25 protein-coding genes are annotated in these 22,590 nt (G+C 60.6%); 14 read left to right on the top strand and 11 right to left on the bottom strand.

The window, feature by feature from the left end:
* Positions 1–55: 55 nt before the first annotated feature.
* From lon to clpP, 3 genes are all read right to left on the bottom strand, one after another.
* Positions 56–2,476: an endopeptidase La gene (lon, locus tag QEO92_RS05590; protein WP_037150768.1), complete on the bottom strand. Its 2,421-nt coding sequence runs from the start codon at positions 2,474–2,476 to the stop codon at positions 56–58.
* A 422-nt stretch (positions 2,477–2,898) separates the two neighbouring features.
* Positions 2,899–4,176 carry an ATP-dependent Clp protease ATP-binding subunit ClpX gene (gene clpX, locus QEO92_RS05585; RefSeq protein ID WP_210050942.1) on the bottom strand — a complete coding sequence of 426 codons (1,278 nt, stop codon included), beginning with the start codon at positions 4,174–4,176 and terminating at the stop codon, positions 2,899–2,901.
* Positions 4,177–4,454: 278 nt separating this feature from the next.
* Positions 4,455–5,087, bottom strand: a complete 633-nt coding sequence (gene clpP, locus QEO92_RS05580; protein WP_037150763.1) for an ATP-dependent Clp endopeptidase proteolytic subunit ClpP — start codon at positions 5,085–5,087, stop codon at positions 4,455–4,457.
* 362 nt (positions 5,088–5,449) lie between these two features.
* Between clpP and QEO92_RS05575 the strand changes: the two genes are divergently transcribed.
* From QEO92_RS05575 to QEO92_RS05565, 3 genes are all read left to right on the top strand, one after another.
* On the top strand, positions 5,450–6,700 hold the full coding sequence (locus tag QEO92_RS05575; protein WP_037150761.1) for a GGDEF domain-containing protein: 1,251 nt from the start codon (positions 5,450–5,452) through the stop codon (positions 6,698–6,700).
* A gap of 67 nt (positions 6,701–6,767) precedes the next feature.
* Positions 6,768–8,525 (top strand): gamma-glutamyltransferase, encoded by a 1,758-nt coding sequence (gene ggt / locus QEO92_RS05570; protein WP_227702439.1) that lies wholly within the window; start codon positions 6,768–6,770, stop codon positions 8,523–8,525.
* Between the two features lie 42 nt (positions 8,526–8,567).
* Positions 8,568–9,815, top strand: coding sequence for a cytochrome P450 (locus tag QEO92_RS05565; protein WP_227702438.1), 1,248 nt, complete (start codon positions 8,568–8,570; stop codon positions 9,813–9,815).
* Between the two features lie 6 nt (positions 9,816–9,821).
* Here QEO92_RS05565 and QEO92_RS05560 read toward each other — a convergent pair whose 3' ends face one another.
* Complete coding sequence (locus QEO92_RS05560; RefSeq protein WP_227702437.1) at positions 9,822–10,637, bottom strand: SDR family NAD(P)-dependent oxidoreductase; 816 nt, start codon at positions 10,635–10,637, stop codon at positions 9,822–9,824.
* Positions 10,638–10,788: 151 nt separating this feature from the next.
* On the opposite strand from QEO92_RS05560, the gene QEO92_RS05555 reads away from it, so the two are divergent.
* Positions 10,789–11,268 carry a MarR family winged helix-turn-helix transcriptional regulator gene (locus QEO92_RS05555; protein WP_227702436.1) on the top strand — a complete coding sequence of 160 codons (480 nt, stop codon included), beginning with the start codon at positions 10,789–10,791 and terminating at the stop codon, positions 11,266–11,268.
* A gap of 2 nt (positions 11,269–11,270) precedes the next feature.
* Here the strand turns inward: QEO92_RS05555 and QEO92_RS05550 are convergent, their stop codons facing one another.
* Both QEO92_RS05550 and QEO92_RS05545 read right to left on the bottom strand, forming a co-directional pair.
* Entirely contained in the window at positions 11,271–11,615 is a 345-nt protein-coding gene (locus tag QEO92_RS05550; protein WP_037150746.1) for a cupin domain-containing protein, read from the bottom strand.
* A 2-nt stretch (positions 11,616–11,617) separates the two neighbouring features.
* On the bottom strand, positions 11,618–12,214 hold the full coding sequence (locus QEO92_RS05545) for a TetR/AcrR family transcriptional regulator (RefSeq protein WP_037150743.1): 597 nt from the start codon (positions 12,212–12,214) through the stop codon (positions 11,618–11,620).
* A 97-nt stretch (positions 12,215–12,311) separates the two neighbouring features.
* On the opposite strand from QEO92_RS05545, the gene bdcA reads away from it, so the two are divergent.
* On the top strand, positions 12,312–13,025 hold the full coding sequence (gene bdcA, locus QEO92_RS05540) for an SDR family oxidoreductase (protein WP_227702435.1): 714 nt from the start codon (positions 12,312–12,314) through the stop codon (positions 13,023–13,025).
* 31 nt (positions 13,026–13,056) lie between these two features.
* Here bdcA and QEO92_RS05535 read toward each other — a convergent pair whose 3' ends face one another.
* Positions 13,057–14,340 (bottom strand): O-acetylhomoserine aminocarboxypropyltransferase, encoded by a 1,284-nt coding sequence (locus QEO92_RS05535; RefSeq protein ID WP_227702434.1) that lies wholly within the window; start codon positions 14,338–14,340, stop codon positions 13,057–13,059.
* A gap of 131 nt (positions 14,341–14,471) precedes the next feature.
* Here QEO92_RS05535 and QEO92_RS05530 point away from each other — a divergent pair, with 131 nt between their 5' ends.
* The gene (locus QEO92_RS05530; protein ID WP_227702433.1) at positions 14,472–14,900 is read left to right on the top strand and encodes a DUF6455 family protein; all 429 of its coding nucleotides are present in this window, start codon (positions 14,472–14,474) and stop codon (positions 14,898–14,900) included.
* Between the two features lie 5 nt (positions 14,901–14,905).
* Here the strand turns inward: QEO92_RS05530 and QEO92_RS05525 are convergent, their stop codons facing one another.
* The gene (locus QEO92_RS05525) at positions 14,906–15,334 is read right to left on the bottom strand and encodes a CoA-binding protein (RefSeq protein ID WP_227702432.1); all 429 of its coding nucleotides are present in this window, start codon (positions 15,332–15,334) and stop codon (positions 14,906–14,908) included.
* Between the two features lie 86 nt (positions 15,335–15,420).
* On the opposite strand from QEO92_RS05525, the gene QEO92_RS05520 reads away from it, so the two are divergent.
* The gene (locus QEO92_RS05520; protein ID WP_227702431.1) at positions 15,421–15,774 is read left to right on the top strand and encodes a hypothetical protein; all 354 of its coding nucleotides are present in this window, start codon (positions 15,421–15,423) and stop codon (positions 15,772–15,774) included.
* Positions 15,775–16,195: 421 nt separating this feature from the next.
* Positions 16,196–16,621 carry a PaaI family thioesterase gene (locus QEO92_RS05515; protein ID WP_227702430.1) on the top strand — a complete coding sequence of 142 codons (426 nt, stop codon included), beginning with the start codon at positions 16,196–16,198 and terminating at the stop codon, positions 16,619–16,621.
* Here the strand turns inward: QEO92_RS05515 and QEO92_RS05510 are convergent.
* Positions 16,600–16,878 carry a hypothetical protein gene (locus QEO92_RS05510; RefSeq protein WP_227702429.1) on the bottom strand — a complete coding sequence of 93 codons (279 nt, stop codon included), beginning with the start codon at positions 16,876–16,878 and terminating at the stop codon, positions 16,600–16,602. The genes QEO92_RS05515 and QEO92_RS05510 overlap by 22 nt on opposite strands.
* Between QEO92_RS05510 and rplM the strand changes: the two genes are divergently transcribed.
* The gene (gene rplM / locus QEO92_RS05505) at positions 16,877–17,341 is read left to right on the top strand and encodes a 50S ribosomal protein L13 (protein ID WP_037150730.1); all 465 of its coding nucleotides are present in this window, start codon (positions 16,877–16,879) and stop codon (positions 17,339–17,341) included. The genes QEO92_RS05510 and rplM overlap by 2 nt on opposite strands.
* 2 nt (positions 17,342–17,343) lie before the next feature.
* Positions 17,344–17,811: a 30S ribosomal protein S9 gene (rpsI, locus tag QEO92_RS05500; RefSeq protein ID WP_037150728.1), complete on the top strand. Its 468-nt coding sequence runs from the start codon at positions 17,344–17,346 to the stop codon at positions 17,809–17,811.
* A gap of 75 nt (positions 17,812–17,886) precedes the next feature.
* On the opposite strand, the gene QEO92_RS05495 is transcribed toward rpsI, so the two are convergent.
* Positions 17,887–18,348, bottom strand: coding sequence for an Lrp/AsnC family transcriptional regulator (locus QEO92_RS05495; RefSeq protein ID WP_037150725.1), 462 nt, complete (start codon positions 18,346–18,348; stop codon positions 17,887–17,889).
* A gap of 151 nt (positions 18,349–18,499) precedes the next feature.
* Between QEO92_RS05495 and QEO92_RS05490 the strand changes: the two genes are divergently transcribed.
* The 4 genes from QEO92_RS05490 to QEO92_RS05475 all read left to right on the top strand — a co-directional run bounded on the left by QEO92_RS05490 (position 18,500) and on the right by QEO92_RS05475 (position 22,168).
* Positions 18,500–19,291 (top strand): phenylalanine 4-monooxygenase, encoded by a 792-nt coding sequence (locus QEO92_RS05490; RefSeq protein WP_037150722.1) that lies wholly within the window; start codon positions 18,500–18,502, stop codon positions 19,289–19,291.
* 83 nt (positions 19,292–19,374) lie between these two features.
* Positions 19,375–20,331, top strand: a complete 957-nt coding sequence (gene speB, locus QEO92_RS05485) for an agmatinase (RefSeq protein ID WP_227702428.1) — start codon at positions 19,375–19,377, stop codon at positions 20,329–20,331.
* A 65-nt stretch (positions 20,332–20,396) separates the two neighbouring features.
* Positions 20,397–21,329: an N-acetyl-gamma-glutamyl-phosphate reductase gene (gene argC, locus QEO92_RS05480; protein ID WP_037150716.1), complete on the top strand. Its 933-nt coding sequence runs from the start codon at positions 20,397–20,399 to the stop codon at positions 21,327–21,329.
* Positions 21,329–22,168 (top strand): aminoglycoside phosphotransferase family protein, encoded by an 840-nt coding sequence (locus QEO92_RS05475; RefSeq protein ID WP_037150714.1) that lies wholly within the window; start codon positions 21,329–21,331, stop codon positions 22,166–22,168. Before argC ends, QEO92_RS05475 begins: the two co-directional genes overlap by 1 nt.
* On the opposite strand, the gene QEO92_RS05470 is transcribed toward QEO92_RS05475, so the two are convergent.
* The gene (locus QEO92_RS05470) at positions 22,165–22,590 is read right to left on the bottom strand and encodes a DoxX family protein (RefSeq protein ID WP_227702427.1); all 426 of its coding nucleotides are present in this window, start codon (positions 22,588–22,590) and stop codon (positions 22,165–22,167) included. The two genes, QEO92_RS05475 and QEO92_RS05470, sit on opposite strands and share 4 nt — an antisense overlap.

Here is a 22,590-nt window from a genome sequence, read left to right as displayed (position 1 = left end):
GAAACCGGCTTTTTCCGTGGATAGTGCCAATTTGGCATGACCAAAAGACGATCGATCAGTGGGCGACCGCAGTTCCGACGTCGTCGACCCCTTCGACGGTCGCAATCACCGGCGTTTCCACCGTGCCGTCCCATTCGATCGGCTCGGGCTGGCGGACAAGCGCCTGGCGGATCACTTCACCCATACGCGAGACAGGAATGATCTCCATGTTGTTCTTCACATTGTCCGGAATCTCCGCCAGGTCCTTGGCGTTTTCCTCCGGGATCAGAACCTTCTTGATGCCGCCGCGCAGCGCCGCAAGGAGCTTCTCCTTGAGACCGCCGATCGGCAGAACACGGCCGCGAAGCGTGATCTCGCCGGTCATGGCGACGTCCTTGTTGACCGGAATGCCGGTCATGACCGAGACGATCGCGGTGGCCATGGCGACACCCGCCGACGGGCCGTCCTTCGGGGTCGCCCCTTCCGGAACGTGGACGTGGATATCCGACTTGTCGAAGCGCGGAGGTTCGATGCCGAAATCCACAGCGCGCGAACGGACATAGGATGCCGCCGCCGAGATGGACTCCTTCATGACTTCCTTCAGGTTGCCGGTGACCGTCATGCGGCCCTTGCCCGGCATCATGACGCCTTCGATCGTCAGGAGTTCGCCGCCGACTTCCGTCCAGGCGAGACCGGTGACGACACCAACCTGATCCTCACGTTCGGCCTCGCCGTGGCGGAAGCGCGGAACGCCGAGATAGTCATTGATGTTGGCAGCCGTGACCTCGACCGACTTCGTCTTGCCCTTGATGATCTCGGTCACCGCCTTGCGTGCGAGCTTCATCAGTTCACGTTCGAAGTTACGGACGCCCGCTTCACGGGTGTACTGCTGGATGATCGCCATCAGGGCATCGTCGCTCACCGAGAATTCGTTCGGCTGCAGCGCATGCTCCTTGATTGCCTTCGGCAGAAGGTGACGCTTGGCGATCTCACGCTTCTCGTCCTCGGTGTAACCGGCGATGCGGATGATTTCCATACGGTCCATCAGCGGTGCCGGGATGTTCAGCGTGTTTGCCGTGGTGATGAACATCACGTCGGACAGGTCGTATTCGACTTCCAGGTAATGGTCCATGAAGGTCGAGTTCTGTGCCGGGTCCAGCACTTCGAGCAGCGCCGAAGACGGGTCGCCGCGGAAGTCCATGCCCATCTTGTCGATCTCGTCGAGCAGGAAGAGCGGGTTGGACTTCTTCGCCTTCTTCATCGACTGGATGACCTTGCCGGGCATCGAGCCGATATAGGTGCGGCGGTGACCGCGGATTTCGGCTTCGTCACGGACGCCGCCGAGCGCCATGCGGACATATTCGCGGCCGGTCGCCTTGGCGATCGACTGGGCAAGCGAGGTCTTGCCGACGCCCGGGGGGCCGACGAGGCACAGGATAGGGCCCTTGATCTTGGTTGCGCGCGCCTGGACGGCCAGATACTCGATGATGCGTTCCTTGACCTTGTCGAGGCCGAAGTGATCGGCTTCGAGGATCTTTTCGGCGTTGTTGAGGTCGGCCTTGATCTTCGACCGCTTGCCCCACGGAATGCCAAGCAGCCAGTCGAGATAGTTGCGCACGACGGTGGCTTCCGCCGACATCGGGCTCATCTGCCGAAGCTTCTTCAACTCCGCATCGGCCTTTTCGCGGGCTTCCTTCGAAAGCTTCGTCTTGGAGATGCGCTCCTCGAGTTCGGCCATCTCGTCGCGGCCTTCCTCGCCGTCGCCGAGTTCCTTCTGGATCGCCTTCATCTGCTCATTGAGGTAGTATTCGCGCTGGGTCTTCTCCATCTGGCGCTTGACGCGCGAGCGGATGCGCTTTTCCACCTGCAGGACGGAAATCTCGCCTTCCATGAAGCCGAGCGCCTTTTCGAGACGCAGCTTGACGCTGACGGTCTCCAGCATTTCCTGCTTCTCGGTGATCTTGATCGACAGGTGCGAGGCGACCGTGTCTGCCAGCTTCGAATAATCCTCGATCTGGCTTGCGGCGCCGACGACTTCCGGCGAGATCTTCTTGTTCAGCTTCACGTAGTTCTCGAACTCGGAAACCACCGAACGGGACAGAGCCTCGACCTCGACGGCGTCCTCTTCGGGCTCGTCGAGAACGTTCGCCGTCGCCTCGTAAAACTCTTCGCGGTCCGTATAGCCATCGATCTGGGCGCGCGCGCGGCCTTCGACGAGCACCTTCACGGTGCCATCGGGAAGCTTCAGGAGCTGCAGCACGTTGGCAACGGTGCCGACCTTGTAGATTGCCGAGGGTTCGGGATCATCGTCGCCGGCATTGATCTGGGTGACGAGCATGATCTGCTTGTCGGATCCCATCACTTCTTCGAGCGCGCGAATGGATTTCTCCCGTCCGACGAACAGAGGCACGATCATATGCGGAAAGACCACAATGTCGCGCAGAGGCAGCACCGGATAGGTTTCGCCGCCAGGTGCCGCAGACGTTGAATTCGTCATTTCAATTCCTTTCCATCGTCCCGTTTCCGGGATACGTCGCCTGGGCAGATCACAGGGCAATCACCCAGGCACTTCACTCCCGCCCAAAGTGGCGTTTCCGAAATTTGATTTCAAGCCTTGCAGTGCTGCCGCCGCATCAGCATTGTGACAGTAGCATTACAAAGCGCGCACTCGAAACGCTTATACGGGACGCCAAGAACACAGCACGCGGTCACCGACCGTCAGCAACTATAACCGAAGCAGGCCAAGCCGCTATAGAGTTACTGTTGATCTTCCTGCGCATTTTCTAATGCAAGATGCACCCGGCGCAACTCTTCGCAATGCGAAAATGGTGGAATAATTAAAAAAAGCAAGTGTGTACATCGACACGAAAAGAGGCCCCTGTCAGGGCCTCTCCAAGATGATCATCCAGCTTGCGTAGCTCAGGCCGAGACGTTGGCCTTTTCTTCCTGCCGGTCGGCATAGATGTAGAGCGGGCGAGCCGTGCCTTTTACGACGTCTTCGGAGATCACCACTTCGCGCACGCCTTCCAGCGCCGGAAGCTCGAACATCGTATCGAGCAGGATCTTCTCCATGATGGAGCGCAAGCCACGTGCGCCGGTCTTGCGGACGATCGCCCTCTTGGCGATCTCGCGCAGTGCATCCTCGTGGAAGGTCAGTTCCACGTCCTCCATCTCGAAAAGCCGCTGGTACTGTTTGACGAGAGCGTTCTTCGGTTCCGAAAGGATCTGGATCAGCGCATCCTCGTCCAGGTCTTCGAGCGTCGCCAGGACCGGCAGACGGCCGATGAATTCCGGGATCAGGCCGAACTTGACCAGGTCTTCCGGCTCCAGTTCACGCAACACCTCGCCGACCCGGCGCTCGTCCTGGGCGCGCACCGTGGCGGCAAAGCCGATCGACGTCTTCTCGCCGCGGGCGGAGATGATCTTGTCGAGACCGGCAAACGCGCCGCCGCATATGAACAGGATGTTCGTCGTGTCGACCTGCAGGAATTCCTGCTGCGGATGCTTGCGGCCGCCCTGGGGCGGGACCGAGGCGACCGTGCCTTCCATGATCTTCAGCAGCGCCTGCTGGACGCCCTCGCCCGACACGTCGCGGGTGATCGACGGGTTGTCGGACTTGCGGGAAATCTTGTCCACTTCGTCGATGTAGACGATGCCACGCTGGGCGCGTTCGACATTGTAGTCAGCCGCCTGCAGGAGCTTCAGGATGATGTTCTCGACGTCCTCGCCGACATAGCCGGCTTCGGTGAGCGTCGTGGCATCCGCCATGGTGAAGGGCACGTCGATGATGCGGGCGAGCGTCTGGGCAAGATAGGTCTTGCCGCAGCCGGTCGGGCCGACCAGCATAATGTTCGACTTCGCGAGCTCCACATCGCCACCCTTGGAGGCATGCGCCAGGCGCTTGTAGTGGTTATGCACCGCGACCGACAGGATGCGCTTGGCCTGCTTCTGGCCGATGACGTATTCGTCGAGAACCTTGATGATGTCCTGCGGTGTCGGAACCCCGTCGCGGGACTTGACCATCGAGGTCTTGTTCTCTTCGCGGATGATGTCCATGCACAGTTCGACGCATTCATCGCAGATGAACACCGTCGGCCCGGCGATCAGCTTCCGGACTTCGTGCTGGCTCTTTCCGCAGAAAGAGCAATACAGAGTATTCTTGGAGTCGCCGCCGTTGCTGCCGCTGACTTTGCTCATATCACTTTCCTTCCAGCACTCCGCGCTCAAGTCAGAACGGGCGCGGTCCACTCTACAAGCCCGCCAAACCCATCTGACGGGCTTCACGTGCCTGCCCTTAAGGGTACTCTACCGATCCGGGCACATCATGCAGATCGGCGGCAACGAAACCCTCAGGAAACGCATGCTATGTCATAAAAGTTCAACACAGCATTAATAGGTACTAATAGCGCTTTCCGTGCGACTTGAAACCCTTTTTTGCTCACAACGGGGTGAGACACACAGGTTCACGCTTCCACTCAATCTCCCGAGCCGCCTTCGATTTCCTGACGCGAAGTCAGGATCTTGTCGACGACGCCCCATTCCCGGGCCTCGTCGGCATCCATGAAGTGGTCACGGTCGAGCGTCTTTTCGACTTCTTCGTACGTGCGGCCGGTATGCTTCACGTAGACCTCGTTCAAACGTCTTTTCATCTTCAATATGTCACGGGCGTGGCGTTCGATGTCGGAGGCCTGTCCCTGGAACCCGCCCGATGGCTGGTGCACCATGATGCGGGAGTTCGGCGTCGCAAAGCGCATACCTTTCTCGCCGGCCGCAAGCAGAAGCGAGCCCATGGACGCCGCCTGACCGATGCAGAGCGTCGAGACAGCGGGCTTGATGAACTGCATCGTATCGTAGATCGCCATGCCGGCAGTCACGACGCCGCCGGGCGAATTGATGTAAAGGGCGACTTCCTTCTTCGGGTTTTCCGCTTCGAGGAAGAGAAGCTGGGCGCAGACGAGCGACGCCATCTGGTCCTCCACCGGACCGGTCAGGAAGATGATCCGCTCCTTCAGGAGGCGCGAAAAGATGTCATAAGAGCGCTCACCGCGATTGGTCTGCTCTACGACCATCGGCACCAAGGCCATTGCGGTATCAATTGGATTTCTCATGTCCGTCCTTTGTCAAGCACTTGCCGAAGGCAGAGAGGCGCTCCGGAATCAAATGGAATAGGTCATTCCCTACATAGAGTGTCAACGCCCGGTACTTCAAGACGGAGCACCTGATATCCTTAACTGCCGCGGGATGCGTGGGATCGAGCGCTAGTATGATTCCTCCGAGATTGCAGCCGGCCGGGATTCGTTTCCGCTCGCATGCACAAGTTTTTGCCCGATCACGGTAAAGTGTGTGTGAACACATTCGGGCATTGCTTGTTCCGCTTCGCGGCAGGTCCCGGATTCTGTCATCCCGGCAACCTCGTTTTAAAGAGTCTCAGCCATGTTGCTCCTGCCCAAAGTCGGGCGCGGAGGGGCGAGTGGACATTTTGACGGGCCTGCTGATCTGGTCGGTGGAGGCGATGACGCTCGCCGTCCTCTTGTTTTCGCGCTGGTTTCACGAGCGGGACGACTTCTATCTGACCTGGGGCTGCGGCTTCGCGCTGCATAGTCTGGGCGTCGCGCTCGTTGCCTTGCGCGGCGACATTCCCGACTTCCTTTCCATCCAGATCGCCAATACGGTCATATTCGTGGCCATCGGCCTGTGGATCGCCGGCCTCCTGCAATTCGATCGCGAGCCGGTCCAGGGTTTTGTTGCCATTCCGGCACTTATCTGGATCGCCGGCATGTTGCTGGACCCGATCCGGGAGAACTTTGCGAACCGGGTGGTGCTCTACAACGCCGCGGCCATGGTCGGTTATGCCATCATGATCGGCACCCTTGTCAGGAACAACGGGCCATCCCGGTCCACACGCCGCTTCATGGCCAGCTTCATCAGTGTCCAATTCCTGGCGAACGGCGCCAGCGCCGTCCTTGCCGTCGTCAATCGCCCGACCTCGTTTGCCACCGCGCCGAATGCCATGTGGCTTTTCTTTCCCGCCGCCTTCTGCTTCGTCGCCGGTATCATGAGCGGCGCGAAACTGCTGACCGAACGATCGGAGGAGAAACTGAAAACGCTCGCCGTGACCGATCCGTTGACCGGCGTGCTCAACCGTCGTGGCCTCATCGATGAATTCCATGGCCTGCGCATCGTCCAGAAAGCGGAGAAGCCGCTGATCGCATTCCTGCATTTCGACCTCGACGGCTTCAAGCAGATCAACGACCGCTGCGGACACCAGGCCGGCGATGCGGTTTTGGTGGCGTTCTCGCAGGTCGGCCAGACCTCACTGCGCGGCCGCGGCTTCTTCGGCCGCATGGGCGGCGAAGAATTCGCTTCGATCGTGCGCGTCGGCGATATGATCGAGGCCGCCAGCATAGCGGAGGCGATCCGCCTCACCCTAAAGCGTCAGGTCATCGCTGCCGGCGAGCATCGGATCAAGGTCACGGTGAGCGCCGGCATCGCGCTTGCGACGGCTGGCGAAGCCGATCTCGACCAGCTGCTCAGCGCCGCCGACCGGGCGCTCTATACCGCCAAGGAAAGCGGCCGCGACCGCACGGCGATCGATACAGGTGCCGAAGCCTCCATCATCCCCGCCGCCGACCGGCAGGGCGAAGACGAAGCACCGACCGATATCCGCGCCAACCGACAGGTGGCGGCCCTGAAACGCCTCACAGCGCTCGGCAAACGCTGACCCTCTTGTCCTTCCTCCGGTAAAGTCCACATTCTCCGTTAGGGATCAATGGCGGAGGGAATGCCATATGCGAGCAACTTTTTTCATGAGCCTTGCGCTTTCGCTTCTGCTTTCGGCAGGTGTGATCGAGGCTCAACAGGCATCCGATACCATCGCACCGGAACGCGCGACCGGGATGACGGCGGCAAAGCGCGTCGAAGCGAAGAATTTCATGGTCGCGGCCGCCAATCCGCTGGCGGCAGAAGCAGGACGGGATGTGATCGCCAAGGGCGGCAATGCGATCGACGCCATGGTGGCCGTCCAGACCGTGCTCGGTCTTGTCGAACCACAGAGCTCCGGCCTCGGCGGCGGCTCTTTCCTCGTCTACTACGACGCAGCCGCCAACAAGCTTACGACCTTCGACGGCCGGGAAACCGCACCGATGGAGGCAACGCCGAAACTGTTCCTCGATGCGCAAGGCCAGCCGCTGAAATTCATGGACGCGGTGGTCGGCGGCCGGTCGGTCGGTACGCCCGGCACCGTGCGACTGCTGCACGAGGTCCATAAGCGCTACGGCAAGACGGAATGGACGAGCCTGTTCGAAGCGGCCGAAACTCTCGCCACAAATGGTTTCGAAGTCTCTCCGCGCCTGGCCTCCCTGGTTGCCGCCGAAGGCGACCGGCTGAAGAAATACGAAGGTCCGCGCGGCTATTTCTACGACGCTTCCGGTGCGCCATTGAAGGTCGGGGCCATCCTCAAGAACCCCGCCTACGCGGAAACGCTGAAGGCGATCGCCACCGGCGGTGCCGACGCCTTCTATAACGGGCCGATCGCCGAAGCCATTGTCAAAACCGTACGGGAAGCAGCCGGGAATCCGGGCGTGCTGTCGCTTGCCGACCTCGCCAACTATCGGATCAAGGAACGCGAGCTGGTCTGCTTCAACTATCGCGCGCTCGATGTCTGCGGCATGGGGCCGCCGTCGTCCGGCGCGGTCGCGGTCGGCCAGATTCTCGGCACGATCGAGAATTTCGACATCAAAGGCCTCGGGCCGCAAAGCGCCGAGAGCTGGCGGATCATCGGTGATGCGCAGCGCCTCGCCTTCGCCGACCGCGAACGCTATCTCGCCGATCAGGATTTCGTCCCCTCGCCGATCAAGGGTCTCATCAAGAAGGACTATCTCGGCACGCGGGCCGCATTGCTCGACGGCGAGAAAGCGCTTGCCGCCGACGCCGTGAAGGCCGGCGAGCCGGAATGGGACCACGCCCTGCTTTTCGGGAACGGCGAAGCGATCGAACTCCCCTCCACCAGCCATTTCGTCATCGTCGACAGACAGGGCAATGTCGTGTCGATGACCACGACGATCGAAAGCGGTTTCGGCTCGCGGCTCATGACCAACGGTTTCCTGCTCAACAACGAGCTTACCGACTTTTCCTTCAAGACCCATGACGGAAGCCTGCCCGTCGCCAACCGCGTCGAGCCCGGAAAACGGCCCCGCTCTTCCATGTCGCCCACCATCGTCATGAAGGATGGCAAGCCGCTTCTCGCCATCGGCTCGCCCGGCGGCAGCCAGATCATCGGTTACGTGGCGCAGGCGCTGATCGCCTATATCGATTGGGGCATGCCGGTCGAACAGATCGTCGCCCAGCCGCATTTGATCAACCGCTTCGGAACCTATGACATCGAGGCCGGCACGGACGCGGAAAAGCTGGCGGAGCCCTTGAGGGCACTGGGTTATGAGGTGAAGGTTGGCGAGATGAACTCCGGCCTGCATGCGATCGAGATCACCGCGAACGGCCTTGTCGGCAGCGCCGATCCGCGCCGCGAGGGCGTGGCGCTCGGCGAATAGACAGGGCTTCCGCGTTTCAAGGGATTGCGCTAGGCATCGGGCATGAGCAACCTGCCCGATTTTCTCCGCATCGATTCCGAAACCCGCCGCGTCTTTCTCGACGGGCGCAATCCTGCCTTCTATAGCGATCCGAACCGCGTCTACGCGCTTCTCCACGAACACTGCCCGACCTTTTATTGGGAAGAGCAGCGGCAATGGTTCTTCACCGGTTACGACCATGTGAACGCGCTCTTGCGCGACCGGCGGTTCGGCCGGCAGATCCTGCACATCGCCAGCCGGGAGGAGCTCGGTCTCCCCGCTCCTCAGCCGCATCTTGAGAACTTCGATCTTGCCGAGCGCTATTCGTTGCTGGAACTCGAACCACCGGAGCACACGCGACTCAGGACGCTCGTCAACCGCGCCTTCGTCTCCCGGCATATCGAAAGGCTGAGGCCCGAGATCGCCGAGCTTGCTGAAAAGCTGATTGACGGTTTCGAGAAGGACGGCGGAACAGAACTGCTCTCCTCCTTCGCCGATATCATCCCGGTGACGATGATCGCCCGGATGATCGGCATTCCTGACGAGATGGGGCCGCAATTGCTCGCCTGGTCGCATGCCTATGTGGGCATGTACATGTTCAAGCGAACAGCAGAGGACGAAGATGCGGCCGACCGCGCCGCGAAGGAATTCGCGGACTACGTCAAGGACTTGATCGACGAGCGGCGCAGGTCGCCACGCGAGGATCTGCTCACCCACATGATCCATACGGAGCATAAGGGCCAATACCTCACCGACGACGAGCTGGTTTCCACGACGATCGTGCTGCTCAATGCCGGACATGAGGCGACCGTGCACCAGATCGGCAATTCGGTGAGGGTCATACTGGACGGCGGGCTGCCGCCATCGGAACTCTTCCGCGACGATGCAGCGACGGAACGAACCGTAGAAGAGACGCTGCGCATCTGCGCTCCGGTGCACATCTTCCAACGATGGGCGTTGGAAGATGCCGAGATCGACGATTTGACGTTCAAGCGCGGCGACAAGGTGAGCCTCATCCTCGCCGCCGCCAACCTGGACCCGAAGAAATTCTCCGATCCGCTGACCTTCAAGCCGGACCGGCAGGAGGCGCCGAACCTTTCCTTCGGCGCCGGCATCCATTTCTGCATCGGCGCGCCGCTTGCCAGGCTCGAACTCAATACCGTGCTGCCGATCCTCTTCCGTCGCCTGCCCGGAATGAGGATCGCGAAGACGCCCGTCGTCAAGGACGTCTATCACTTCCACGGATTGGAGAGGCTCGATCTTTCCTGGTGAAGCCGATCAAGCGGCTTGCGAAGAGGAAACCCCGAAGCGCGCGGCCGGCCTGTTCAGCGACAGATGGGGCCGCAATTCACTGCGAGCATTTTCGAAAGCCTCATAGAGCGTCTTGTCTGCGAGCGATGGGATAGTGATCAGTTCGCCCTGGTCGAAACCCGCGAGTGCCGTATCGACGAGATCGGTGACATCCATCACCATGTTCGGGTCCATGTTGTCGAATGAGCCTCCGACACGGTCGAAGATCTCCGTGCGGGTGAGCCCCGGCAGGACTGCCTGGATGCGGACGCCGGTTCCGGCAAGTTCGCTCGCCAGAGATTCCGTCAGGACAAGAACGAAAGCCTTGCTGGCGCTGTAGGTGCCGCTGAAGGCCTGGGGCCACAGCGCGACGACCGAGGCGGTATTGATGATCGCCCCCTCGCCTCGCGCCACGAAAGCCTGGGCGGCTGCTACTGCAAGCCGGTTCGCGGCAGTGACGTTGAGATCGACCATCTCGTCAAGATAATCGGCATCGCTCTGGAGTAGCGATCCCTTCGGCCCGATGCCGGCATTGTTGACGAAAAGCGTGATTGAACCGTCCTCGCGCAGACGCTTTTCAACGGCAAGAACGTCGGCCCGCTGCGTCAGGTCGGCGCGCAGCACCTCTGCCGTTACGCCATGGCCCTGCGTCAGGCGCTCGGCGAGCGCTTTCAGCCTGTCCTCATCGCGGGCAACAAGAATGAGATCGTAACCGCGCCTGGCCAGGCGGTCGGCATAGGTCGCGCCGATTCCGGACGAAGCTCCGGTCACGAGGGCAGTTCCGAGTTTCGATGACGTCGTCATTGGTTCATCTCCTTTGATTGAAATTTACTGGCATATGCCACCATATATGAAAACGGGATTTCTAAGTCGCAAGAGGAGAACGGAAATTTTTATCGGGAGTGGAAGCGCCAGCCAAAAGCGGGCATCCTCCCCACGGAAAGCAGGTAAGGACATGGTGAACGACGAAAAAATGCGGGAAGACGGCATCTGGCTTTACTGCAGCAACAGCGCAGTGCGCCGCGCTTCGCGGCAGCTCGGTCAGCTCTATGAGGATGCGATGGGTGACACCGGTCTCAAGGGCACGCAATTCTCGCTTCTGTCGCAGATCGCACGCTCAGGAGAACCGACCCTCAAGAGCCTGGCAGAGGCAATGGTCATGGATCTTTCCGCACTCGGCCACACGTTGAAGCTGCTGATTCGCGACGGGCTGGTGGAACTGGTGCCCGACGCCAAGGATCGGCGGGTAAAACGCGTGAGACTGACGGAGACCGGAATTGCAAAGCAGAAAGAGCTGACCGCACGCTGGCAGATCGCTCAGGACCGCTTCGACAAGGCTTTCGGAAAGGAAAAGTCGGAGGAGATGCGGCGTACGCTCGCCTTCATCTCGTCGCAGGAGTTCGCCGAAGCGTTCAATGGCAACAAGAAGGACTGATTTCAGATCCGGATCACGTAATCCTTGCGAGTCGTTTCAACGACTTCCCAGGTTCCCTTGAAGCCGGGTCTCAAGATCATCCTATCTCCGGCCTTGAGATGAACGGGCCTGCCGCCCTCCTCGGTCACGATCGAATGGCCGGAGAGGATGTGGAAATATTCCCACTCGTCGTAGGCGATCCGCCACTTCCCCGGCGTCGCCTCCCAGATGCCGGCGTAGAGCCCGCCTTCCGCCTCCTCGACATTCCAGGTGCGGAAGGTCGGATTTCCGGAGATCAGCCGGTCGGGCGCCGGAGCGCCCTCTTCCGGTTCGATGCCGGCGAGATCGAATACAGTCCAGGTGCCCATGGTCACTCCTTGTCGATATGTTGCGCGGCGCCATCGGCCGCCATCGCGGCGATGACCCGAAGCCGTTCCGCCAGCATGCCATTGCGGGCGCTCGCCGACAGGCCCGCAAAAGCCGTCATGATGTAATCCGCCAGAAGGTCGGCCTGCAAACTGCCGCGTGCAGCAATCCGATCCCGGATGAAACGCCGGCTTGCCTCCATGCGGGCGCGCGCTTCGGCGCCGGCATCGGGATCGATGATGCCGCGAGCGCCCTCGATCACCATGCATCCCCTGGCGTCACCGCTGACATAGGCATCTGCCGCCTGCCGCAGGACGTCTGCAATACCATCCGAAAGTGGCACGCCCTCGGCCAGCGCGCTGGCGACATCCAATCCCTCGTTCTTTTCGTAGAGCCGCAATGCCTCGGCATAAAGCGCCGCCTTGCTGCCGAAAGCCGCATAAAAACTCGGCGGCTTGATGCCGATTGCCGCCGTCAGATCGGCAACGCTCAGCGCATCATACCCTTTCAGATGAAACAACGCCTGTGCCTTGGCGAGCGCCTCATCCCTGTCGAAAGCACGGGGGCGTCCACGGACTCCCTTCTTTTCTGTATCGCACACTACAAAAATCCTTGACGTCGACCATCACGGGATTTATGTAGCGTTCATTACATTAAATCTCAACCCCAGTGACAAGTGCTGCACAGGAGACATGACAATGACCGACTTCCATGGAAAGAAAGTTCTGATCCTTGGCGGCAGCCGCGGCATCGGCGCCGCACTCGTCCGTCGTTTCGCCCAGGACGGCGCCGACGTGACATTCACGTATGCGGGTTCGAAGGACGCGGCTGAAGAGCTGGCACGGGAAACCGGCTCGAAGACCATGAAATCCGATGCCGCCGACCGCACCGCCGTCATCGAAAGCGTAAAGGCCTCCAGCCCGCTGGACATCCTCATCGTCAGCGCCGGCACGCTGGCCCTGGGCAATCCTCTGGAAATCGAAGCCGATGCCATCGACAAGATGATCGATGTTAACGTGCGAGCGCCCTATCACGCCTCCGTCGAAGCAGCCCGCAGCATGCCGGAAGGCGGACGGATCATCATCATCGGATCCGTCAACGGTGACCGCATGCCGTTTGCAGGCGGCGCGGCCTATGCACTGACCAAGTCCGCCGTGCAGGGCATGGCGCGCGGTCTGGCGCGCGACTTCGGCGATCGCGACATCACGGTCAATGTCATTCAGCCCGGCCCGACCTCCACCGACATGAACCCGGAAGACGGCCCGATGAGCGAGTTCATGCACGGCTTCATGGCCATCAAGCGCCATGGCCGTCCGGAGGAAATCGCCGGTCTCGCCGCTTACCTCGCAGGTCCGGAAGCGGGCTTCATCACCGGAGCGATGCACACGATCGACGGTGGTTTCGGCGCCTGACGCCGAAACCACATCTTCCTGGCCGGTCTCCTCAGACCTTCGAGAGTGCCTGGTCGAGATCGGCGATGATGTCGGCGGCATCCTCGATGCCGATCGACAGCCGCACCACGTCGGGACCGGCGCCGGCGGCGATCTGCTGCTCTTCGGTCAACTGCCGATGTGTCGTGGAAGCCGGATGGATGACCAGCGAGCGGGTGTCGCCGATGTTGGCGAGGTGCGAGAAGAGCTTCAGACCTTCGACCAGAGCTTTGCCGGCCTCATAACCGCCCTTGACGCCGAAAGTGAAGACGGCACCCGCGCCTTTCGGCGAATACTGTTGCTGCAAGGCGTGGTTCGGATCGTCCTCGAGACCGGCATAGTTCACCCAGGCGATTTTCGGATGCTTCTTCAGCCATTGCGCCGCGGCGAGTGCGTTATCGCAATGCCTCTGCATTCTGAGGGGAAGCGTCTCGATGCCGGTCAGGATCATGAAGGCGTTGAAAGGCGAGATCGCCGGGCCGAGGTCGCGCAAGCCCAGCACGCGGGCGGCGATCGCAAAGCCGATATTGCCGAAGGTCTGGTGCAGCACGATGCCGGCATATTCCGGCCGGGGCTGCGAGAGCATCGGGTAATTGCCGGATTTCGACCAGTCGAACGTGCCGCCATCGACGATGATGCCGCCCATCGAATTGCCATGCCCGCCCAGGAATTTCGTCAGCGAATGGACGACAATGTCGGCGCCGTGCTCAAGCGGCCTGACGAGATAGGGGGTTGCCATCGTATTGTCGACGATCAGCGGAATACCGCGCCGCTGCGCCACGTCGGCGATCGCCGCGATATCCACGAAGGTGCCGCCGGGATTGGCAAGGCTTTCGATGAAGATGGCGCGGGTGCGGTCATCAATCTGCTTGTCGAAACTCTCCGGCTCGTCCGTATCGGCCCAGCGGACCTGCCAGTCGAAACTTTTGAAGGCATGACCGAACTGGTTGATCGAACCGCCGTAGAGTCTTCGCGCCGAGACGAAATTATCGCCGGGCTGCATGATCGTGTGGAAGGTCAGCATCTGGGCCGCATGGCCGGAGGCGACCGCAAGCGCAGCCGTGCCACCCTCCAGCGCCGCCACCCGCTCTTCCAGCACCGCCTGGGTCGGATTCATGATGCGGGTGTAGATATTGCCGAACTGCTGCAGGCCAAAGAGGGCCGCCGCATGGTCCGCGTCATTGAAGACGAAAGACGTCGTCTGGTAGATGGGCGTCGCCCGGGCACCCGTGGCGGGATCGGGCTGGGCGCCTGCATGCACCGCCAGAGTTGAAAAGCCCGGATTGATCGTCGGCATGGTCTCTCTCCCTTATTGCCCAAGTGCTTTTTTCAACCTTTTATCACACCTGGGAAATGCGGCCTGGTTGATCTTGATCAACGATCTCCGCTTCTCCGCACGTATGCTCCAAGTGCGAAGAGGAGTATGCCATGAATAATCAAGCCTCCACCACACATGAAAACTTCGTTTCCCGGATCGCCCGCTGGTGTTCCACAACCTGGGACTCCATCGAGGAGGCAAAGGTCCTCGCGAGCCTCGATGACGAGACCGTCAAGATCCTCGCGCATGACAACGCCATGTCCAGGGATGAGTTCATTTCGCTGATCAGGCGCGGACCTCACGCCGCCGACGAAATGGCCTCACTGATGCGCCTGCTGAACATCGATCCGGAAGAGGTCAAGCTCGCCGAGCCGCTGGAATTCCGCGACATGCACATCACCTGTTCCAAATGTCAGGAAAAGGCCCGCTGCCGCCGGGAACTCGCCGATGGCGCCGCCGTCGCAGACTTTGCGGATTACTGCGCCAATGCCGAGCTGCTCAACGAGATGCGGGCCCGGCCGGAACTGCTCGCCGACTGAAGACATCAGGCGACAAGCCGGGGATATTCGATTGCCGGGCAACGGTCCATGACAACCTTGATGCCGGCAGCTTCCGCCCTGGCTGCCGCCCTGTCGTCGCGGACGCTGAGCTGCCCCCAGATCACCTTGGGCAAGGTCTCAAGGGCGAGTGCTTCATCGACCACGCCATCCAGGTATTCGGCGGCGCGGAAGACATCGACCATATCGACCGGCTGCGGCACGTCGGAGAGCGTCCTGTAGACGGTCTGCCCCTGGATCTGCTTGCCCGCCTGACCCGGATTGACCGGAAAGACCGTATACCCCTTCGACAGCAGAAAACCCATGACACGATTGCTCGGCCTATCCGGATTGGGAGACGCCCCGAGAAGCGCGATGGTCTTCACGGTCCTCAGGATATCGGCGATATAGGCGTTGTCGTAATGATCATGATTCATGGACGGCAGACTCCCTGATGATGCCTCTGGCGGCACAATCCTCCCGCTCTATGTAAGTCCGTGTCTCGATAAAAGGGATGCAGGTCATGAAAAAATTTCTCGCAAGCCTTACCGTCATCGCCTGCGGCGGCGCCCTCCTGCCGGTCGAACCGGCCTTTGCCATTTCCCGCTATAATTCCACCGGCATGTCCTGTGCCGCCGTGCAGCGCGTGATCAGACGCGAAGGCGCGGTCATCCTGCGCTATCCATCCAGAAACGTGCGCGGCATGACACTCTACGACCGCTATGTCGTCGACAGCAGCTTCTGCGATGGCCGGGAATTTGCGGATCGCGCAACGGTGCCGGCCGCAGACACACCCCGCTGCCCCGTTCGCGCCTGCAAACCCAGACCTGATCGGGAAGACTGCTTTCCGCTGCAGCCGGGCTGTCTCGGATTCTGACGTGCAGATTCCTGCCCGGCAGCCGCGGAGGCTGTTCTGGGAACGTTCTTGCTATTTTCCGCTTACGTACAACGCATATTAGCATCATCTACAGTTGAATTAGGGGAGCCTACTATTCATGATCCGTGATAATTCGCATTCTCATCAATAGTGACAAAACCAAGTATCCATCACTGTGTCATGTTGAAACCACAAGGGATTTTTTGATCAAACCGCGGCTGCTATATCGCTCTCTTCCCATCCGACTCTGGAGGCTTTGTAGACGGCGGCCACATAAATGACCCCATAGGTTGTATACACAACCATTCATCCCGCCCCACCAATGGGGCCGCGCGCCCAATTACATCGCCCGAAAGCGGGGCGGCGAAAACCTGTCTGTATTCATAAAGAAAACCCTTCCAAGCATCTCGAAAGGAAGAGAATGCGGCCTATCATGACAGTAGAGGAGATCCATGCCTTCCTGGATCGTGAATTTCCGCAAATCCACGTGGATGGACGAGCACTTGCCGTGACGGATGTCCGACCGGGTGAACTTGCCATGCGCTTCGATCCGAGCGACCGGCACCTGCGCCCCGGCAATACGATTTCCGGTCCCTCGATGGTCATGCTGGCGGATGTCGCGGCTTATGCCGTCATCCTTGCCCATATCGGGCCAGTGGCGCTCGCCGTCACCACCAGCCTCAACATCAATTTCCTGCGCAAGCCGCAGCTCGCTCCGCTCTTCTGCGACTGCAGGCTTCTCAAGCTCGGCAAGCGGCTTGCGGTGATCGACTGCCTGCTGACCCAGCAAAGCGGCGGAGAGCCGGTCGCCCATGCGACTGCCACCTATTCGATTCCGCCGCGATAAATTGTGGTATCATAAAACCACACATGTAAGCCTTTGATTTTGTTGTATCTATTTTTCAATCTTGCAAATCCGTCATCTTGACGCTTCGCATCCGCATCGGTATAAGCCGCCACAGATTGCGGACCTTCATGGCCCGCATTCTTTTTGTCGGTCCTTCGCGCCTTTTTTCGGGAATTTCGGCCGACAATCCAAGCAACAAGAAACGCCCTTGCATCCGGTTTCGAATGCCACGGGTCCCAAATGAAAGAGAAAACCATGTCAACCTTCGTTCAGAAGCCCGCCGAGGTGGAGAAGAAGTGGGTGATCATCGATGCCGAAGGCCTCGTTGTCGGTCGCCTCGCCACCATCGTTGCAAACCGGCTCCGCGGCAAGCACAAGGCCACCTACACCCCTCATGTCGATGACGGCGACAACGTCATCGTCATCAATGCGGAAAAGGTTGCCCTTACCGGCAAGAAGTATTCCGACAAGAAGTATTACTGGCACACCGGATATCCGGGCGGCATCAAGGAGCGCACCGCGCGCCAGATCATCGAAGGCCGCTTTCCGGAGCGCGTCATCGAAAAGGCCGTCGAGCGCATGATCCCGCGTGGCCCTCTCGGCCGTCGCCAGATGAAGAACCTGCGCGTTTATGCCGGTTCCAACCATCCCCATGAAGCCCAGCAGCCGGTCGCTCTCGACGTGGCTTCGCTGAACAAGAAGAATGTAAGGAGCGCCTGAACATGGCCGATCTCTCCTCTCTGAAGGATCTCGCTCCGGCGGCCGAAAACCAGGCCCCGGTTTACGTCCGCAAGGTTGACAACCTTGGCCGTTCCTACGCGACCGGCAAGCGCAAGAACGCCGTCGCCCGCGTCTGGGTCAAGGCCGGCACCGGCAAGATCACCGTCAACGGCAAGGATTTCTCCGCCTATTTCGCACGCCCGGTCCTGCAGATGATCCTGCAGCAGCCGATCGTCGCTGCGAACCGTGGCGGCCAGTTCGACATCGTTGCGACCGTTGCAGGTGGCGGCCTTTCCGGCCAGGCCGGCGCGGTGCGCCACGGCCTTTCCAAGGCGCTGACCTATTTCGAGCCGGGCCTGCGTTCGGTTCTCAAGAAGGGTGGCTTCCTGACCCGCGACAGCCGCGTTGTCGAGCGAAAGAAGTACGGCAAGGCGAAGGCCCGCCGCTCCTTCCAGTTCTCCAAGCGCTGATCGCTTGCCGAAAACACCGATTTGCGAAGGCCGGGTTTTCCCGGCCTTTTCTTTTGCGGCGCTTGCAGGCATTTCTCAGATCGGCAGTTCGGTCGTCGACTTCAGTTCGCGCAGGACGAAGCTGGAAACCACGTTGCGCACATGCGGATTGCGCATCAGGTGGCGGGTCATGAAAGCCTCATAGGCTTCGACGTCGCGTGCCCTGATCTTCAGCATGTAGTCGAACGTTCCGGACAGCGCGTAGCACTCCATGATCTCCGGTCGGTCCCGCACGACGCCTGCAAAAGCTTCGATCGCCTCCTCGTGATGATCCTCCAGGGTCACATGAGCGATGATGCAGAGCTTGAGGTCGAGCTTTGCCGGATCGAGAAGAGCAACCCTCTTCCGGATGACGCCTTCGGCCTCCAGTTCCTGAATCTTGCGCCAGGCGGTGCTTTGCGACATGCCGGCTTTCTCCGCCAGTTCGGAGAGCGACAACCCATCTCCGGTCTGCACGAGTTGCAGAAGCCTGCGGGCAGCTTGCAGGTTTTCTTTCATTCTGGCTTCTCCTCCTGGAATATTCTCCCATTTTCAGATCCTAATCCGGCAATCCTGAAATGTTTACCCGCTTTTCCCGGGATATAATGGTGATCTGACAGCCGGAGGCTGGAGCGCCCCGGCTCATTGGACTGATCACGGGAGGCCGGTCATGACCAAGGAAAGCACCTATACGGCGAACCTGCCGGATGCGGACGGCGTCTATCACTACACCGCCGAGGAAGACCAAATCTGGAGCGAACTCTACAGGCGGCAGATGACGCTTTTGGCCGACAGGGCCTGCCGGGAATATCTGGACGGCGTGAAAACGCTCGGGCTGAAGCCCGACAAGGTTCCGCAGCTTCGCGACGTCAATCGGCGACTCAACGAGACCACAGGCTTCGGGGTGGAGGGCGTGCCCGCCCTCATCCCGCCATCGCGTTTTTATGAATTGCTGTCGCAGGGCAAGTTTCCGCTGGCGACGTTCATTCGCCGCCGCGAGCATATCGACTACATCGAGGAGCCGGATATCTTCCACGAGGTCTTCGGCCACTGCCCCTTGCTGACCAACCAGAGCTACGCCAATTTCGTGCGCCGCTTCGGCGAGAAAGCTGTCAGTCTCGGCAAGGGCTATTCATGGCATCTGTTCCGGATATTCTGGTTCACCGTCGAGTTCGGCCTGATCGATACGCCGCAGGGGCGCCGCTGCTTCGGCGCCGGCATCGTCTCCTCCCCCAGCGAAACGGGGGCCGCGATGGAAGGCAAGGAATGCGAATTCCGACCGTTCGACCTGATGACGGTGCTCAGAACGCCCTACCGCATCGATATCGTGCAGCCGATCTATTACGTCATCAAGAGCTTCGCGCAGCTGGAATCGATCATCGAGGAGGATATCGGCGCGCGCATCAACGAAGCCAAGACTCTCGGCGACTTTCCGCCGGCATTCGAAGCCAAGGCCTCCTGAGCAAAGAGGAATTTGTTTCACTCAGGCTTGCCTTGCCGGCTCCGATTGTCCAACGTCCCACCACTGAATGATGGAGGGATGCCATGGCAGAAAAGTCGATCGATCACGCCTTCACGGCAACCAGCCTCACCTCCGCCGCAAGTGATCCAACCTTTGCGGGCGCGCTTTCCTTCATGCGCCGGCGGTTTACCAAGGCGTTGACCGGCGTCGATGCGGTGGTCTGGGGCATCCCTTTCGACGCGGCGACGTCCAACCGGCCGGGTGCGCGCTTCGGGCCGCAGGCGATCCGCCGGGCTTCCGCCATCTTCGACAACGACCCGCAATATCCCTTCTCACGCGATCTCTTCGCGGATCTGGCGGTCATCGACTACGGCGATTGCCTGCTCGACTATGGCAACCACCAAGAGACACCGGCAACGATCGAGCGGGAAGCCGCGAAAATCCTTGGCAGCGGCGCTTTCCTGCTGACCCTCGGCGGGGACCATTTTATCACCTGGCCGCTGTTGAAGGCTCACGCCGCCAGGCACGGCCCGCTTGCCCTCGTCCAATTCGACGCCCATCAGGACACCTGGTTCGACGACAACAAACGCATGGACCATGGTTCCTTCGTGGCGCGCGCCGTGCGCGACGGCATCGTCGATGCCGCCCGTTCGATCCAGATCGGCATCCGCACCCATGCGCCGGAGGATTTCGGCATCCGCCTCCTCTATGGCCATGAGGTGGAGGAGATGACCGCGAGCGAAATCGCCAGGACGATCCTCGAGCATACCGGCGGCAAGCCCGCCTATCTCACCTTCGACATCGACTGCCTCGACCCGGCATTCGCACCCGGCACCGGCACGCCGGTCGCCGGCGGCCCGTCGAGCGCGAAAATCCTGTCGGTGCTCAGCAAGCTCGGCCCCCTCGATATCCGCGGCGCCGATGTTGTCGAAGTGGCGCCGGCTTACGACCATGCCGATATCACCGCCATTGCGGGGGCGACGGTTGCCATGTATATGCTCGGGCTGCGCGCGGAGCGACGTGGCGCGTTAAAAAACTGAATCAACAAGCTGGCACAATGATTCCGGCTCTCAATCCAAGGCACTGATCTTACAGGACAAAGACAATGACAGCGAAAATCTTCATCGACGGCGAACATGGCACGACGGGACTGCAGATCCGCACCCGCATGGCCGGCCGCCGCGACGTCGAGCTGCTGTCTATCCCGGAAGCGGAGCGGCGCAACGCCGCCATGCGGGAAGACCTGCTGAACAGCGCCGACATTGCCATTCTCTGCCTGCCCGACGATGCTTCGCGCGAGGCTGTCTCGATGCTCGCCGGCAACAACAGGGTGCGCGTCATAGACACCTCGACCGCCTATCGCGTTGATCCCTCATGGGCCTATGGCTTTGCGGAAATGGACAAGGCACAGGCCGACAAGATCAAGTCGGCCCGCCATGTGGCCAATCCCGGCTGCTACCCGACCGGCGCGGTCGGCCTCATCCGGCCGCTGCGCGCCGCCGGCCTCCTGCCCGATGGCTATCCGGTGACGGTCAACGCAGTTTCCGGCTATACCGGCGGCGGCAAGCAGCTCATCGCACAGATGGAAGACCAATCGAGGGACGACGCCGTCAGCGCCAACAATTTCCTCTACGGCCTGACGCTCAAGCACAAGCATGTGCCGGAAATGAAGGTTCACGGCCAGCTCGACCGCGCGCCGCTCTTTTCGCCGTCCGTCGGACGCTTCGCGCAGGGCATGATCGTGCAGGTGCCGCTTTTCCTCGAAGACCTCAAGGACGGGGCCACGATGGAGAGCATTCACGCGACGCTCGTCGGGCATTATGCCGGGCAGGATATCGTCACCGTCGTTTCGCTTGAGGAAAGCAAGGCGCTGCCGCGCGTCGATGCTGAGGAACTCGTCGGTCAAGATACGATGAAGCTCTTCGTTTTCGGTACGCCGGGCGGTGCGCATGTCAACCTTGTGGCTCTGCTCGACAATCTCGGCAAGGGTGCGTCGGGCGCCGCCGTCCAGAACATGGACCTGATGCTTTCGGCGTGATGACCGGAAGCTTCTCCTTCCCCGCCGAATGGGCCATCGAAAGCGCACGCCAGATTGCGGACACAGTCGTCGGCACCGTCTATGAAGTGACGCGTGCCGGCGGTGAAGTCGACATTGCCAAGGTGTTGAAACCGCGAGCGCTGGAGGACAGTCTTCGCGGCGCCGATTTCATGGCATGGCGGGACGGCATCGGTTGTGTACGGCTGATCGCCCGATCCCAAAATGTTCTCCTGATGGAGCATGCGGGCAAGGTGACACTGCGCGATCGTATCGCCACACATGGCGACCGGGACGCGACACGGATCGCGGCCGAAGTGCTCACAGAATACCATCGCCCATCCGAGACCCCGCCGCCTGCGAGCCTCCAGCCTCTTCAACGTTATTTCTCAAGCCTCTTCAAGAAAGCCGAGGAAGATCATCGCAACGGGATCACCGGCCCGTTCGTGGAAGCGGCAGAGATGGCGCAAGCGCTGATCGCCGACCAGCGGAACGTCAAGCCGCTGCATGGCGACCTGCATCACGAGAACATCATCTTCGGGCCGCGCGGCTGGCTGATCATCGATCCGGCAGGACTGATCGGCGATGCGGCGCTCGACATCGCCAACATGTTCTCCAATCCGCTCGACCGACATGACCTCACCCGCGATGAAGACCGCATCGCCTTCATGGCCGGTGTGTTTGCCGATACGCTCAAGCGCGACGTCCGGACCATCCTGCGCTATGCCTTCGCCTATGGCTGCCTGTCTGCGGCCTGGCACGAGGAAGACGGCAACGAGAAGGATCGCGGCCACGAGCTTGCCGTCGCCGCCGCAATCAAAAACGTCCTTCGCCAGGCCTAGGCGACCTGCCGCACCGGAGCGAATGCCTGCTTCAGCCCCAGATGGATGGCGAGCTTTTCGCCCGGTCCGTGCACGGCGGCAAACAGCAGTCCGGCCAGGAACGTGAAATGGTCGACGAAAAAGCCGAACTCCGCCTGATTGCCTTCCCAGTGGCTCGGCCCATGAAAGGCGAAGGCCAGGAAGATCACATAGACACCTGCGAGCAATGCGGCTTCCGAGAAGAACGCGCCGCTCAGGAAAGCAGCGGCCAGAGCGATCTCGAAAATCGCGGCGACCCAAGTCAGGAACAGCGGGAACGGAAAACCTGCGCTCGCAATATATGCGGCGGTCGTCTGCATATCGATGAACTTGAATGTCGTCGCCATGACGAACAGGCCGCCGAAGATCAGCCTTGCGACGAGAATTGCGATTGTCTTTGCCAT

Origin of the sequence: Neorhizobium petrolearium, assembly GCF_029854435.1 — a bacterium.
GTDB lineage: Bacteria > Pseudomonadota > Alphaproteobacteria > Rhizobiales > Rhizobiaceae > Neorhizobium > Neorhizobium petrolearium.
This window is presented reverse-complemented; position numbering and strand designations above follow the sequence as displayed.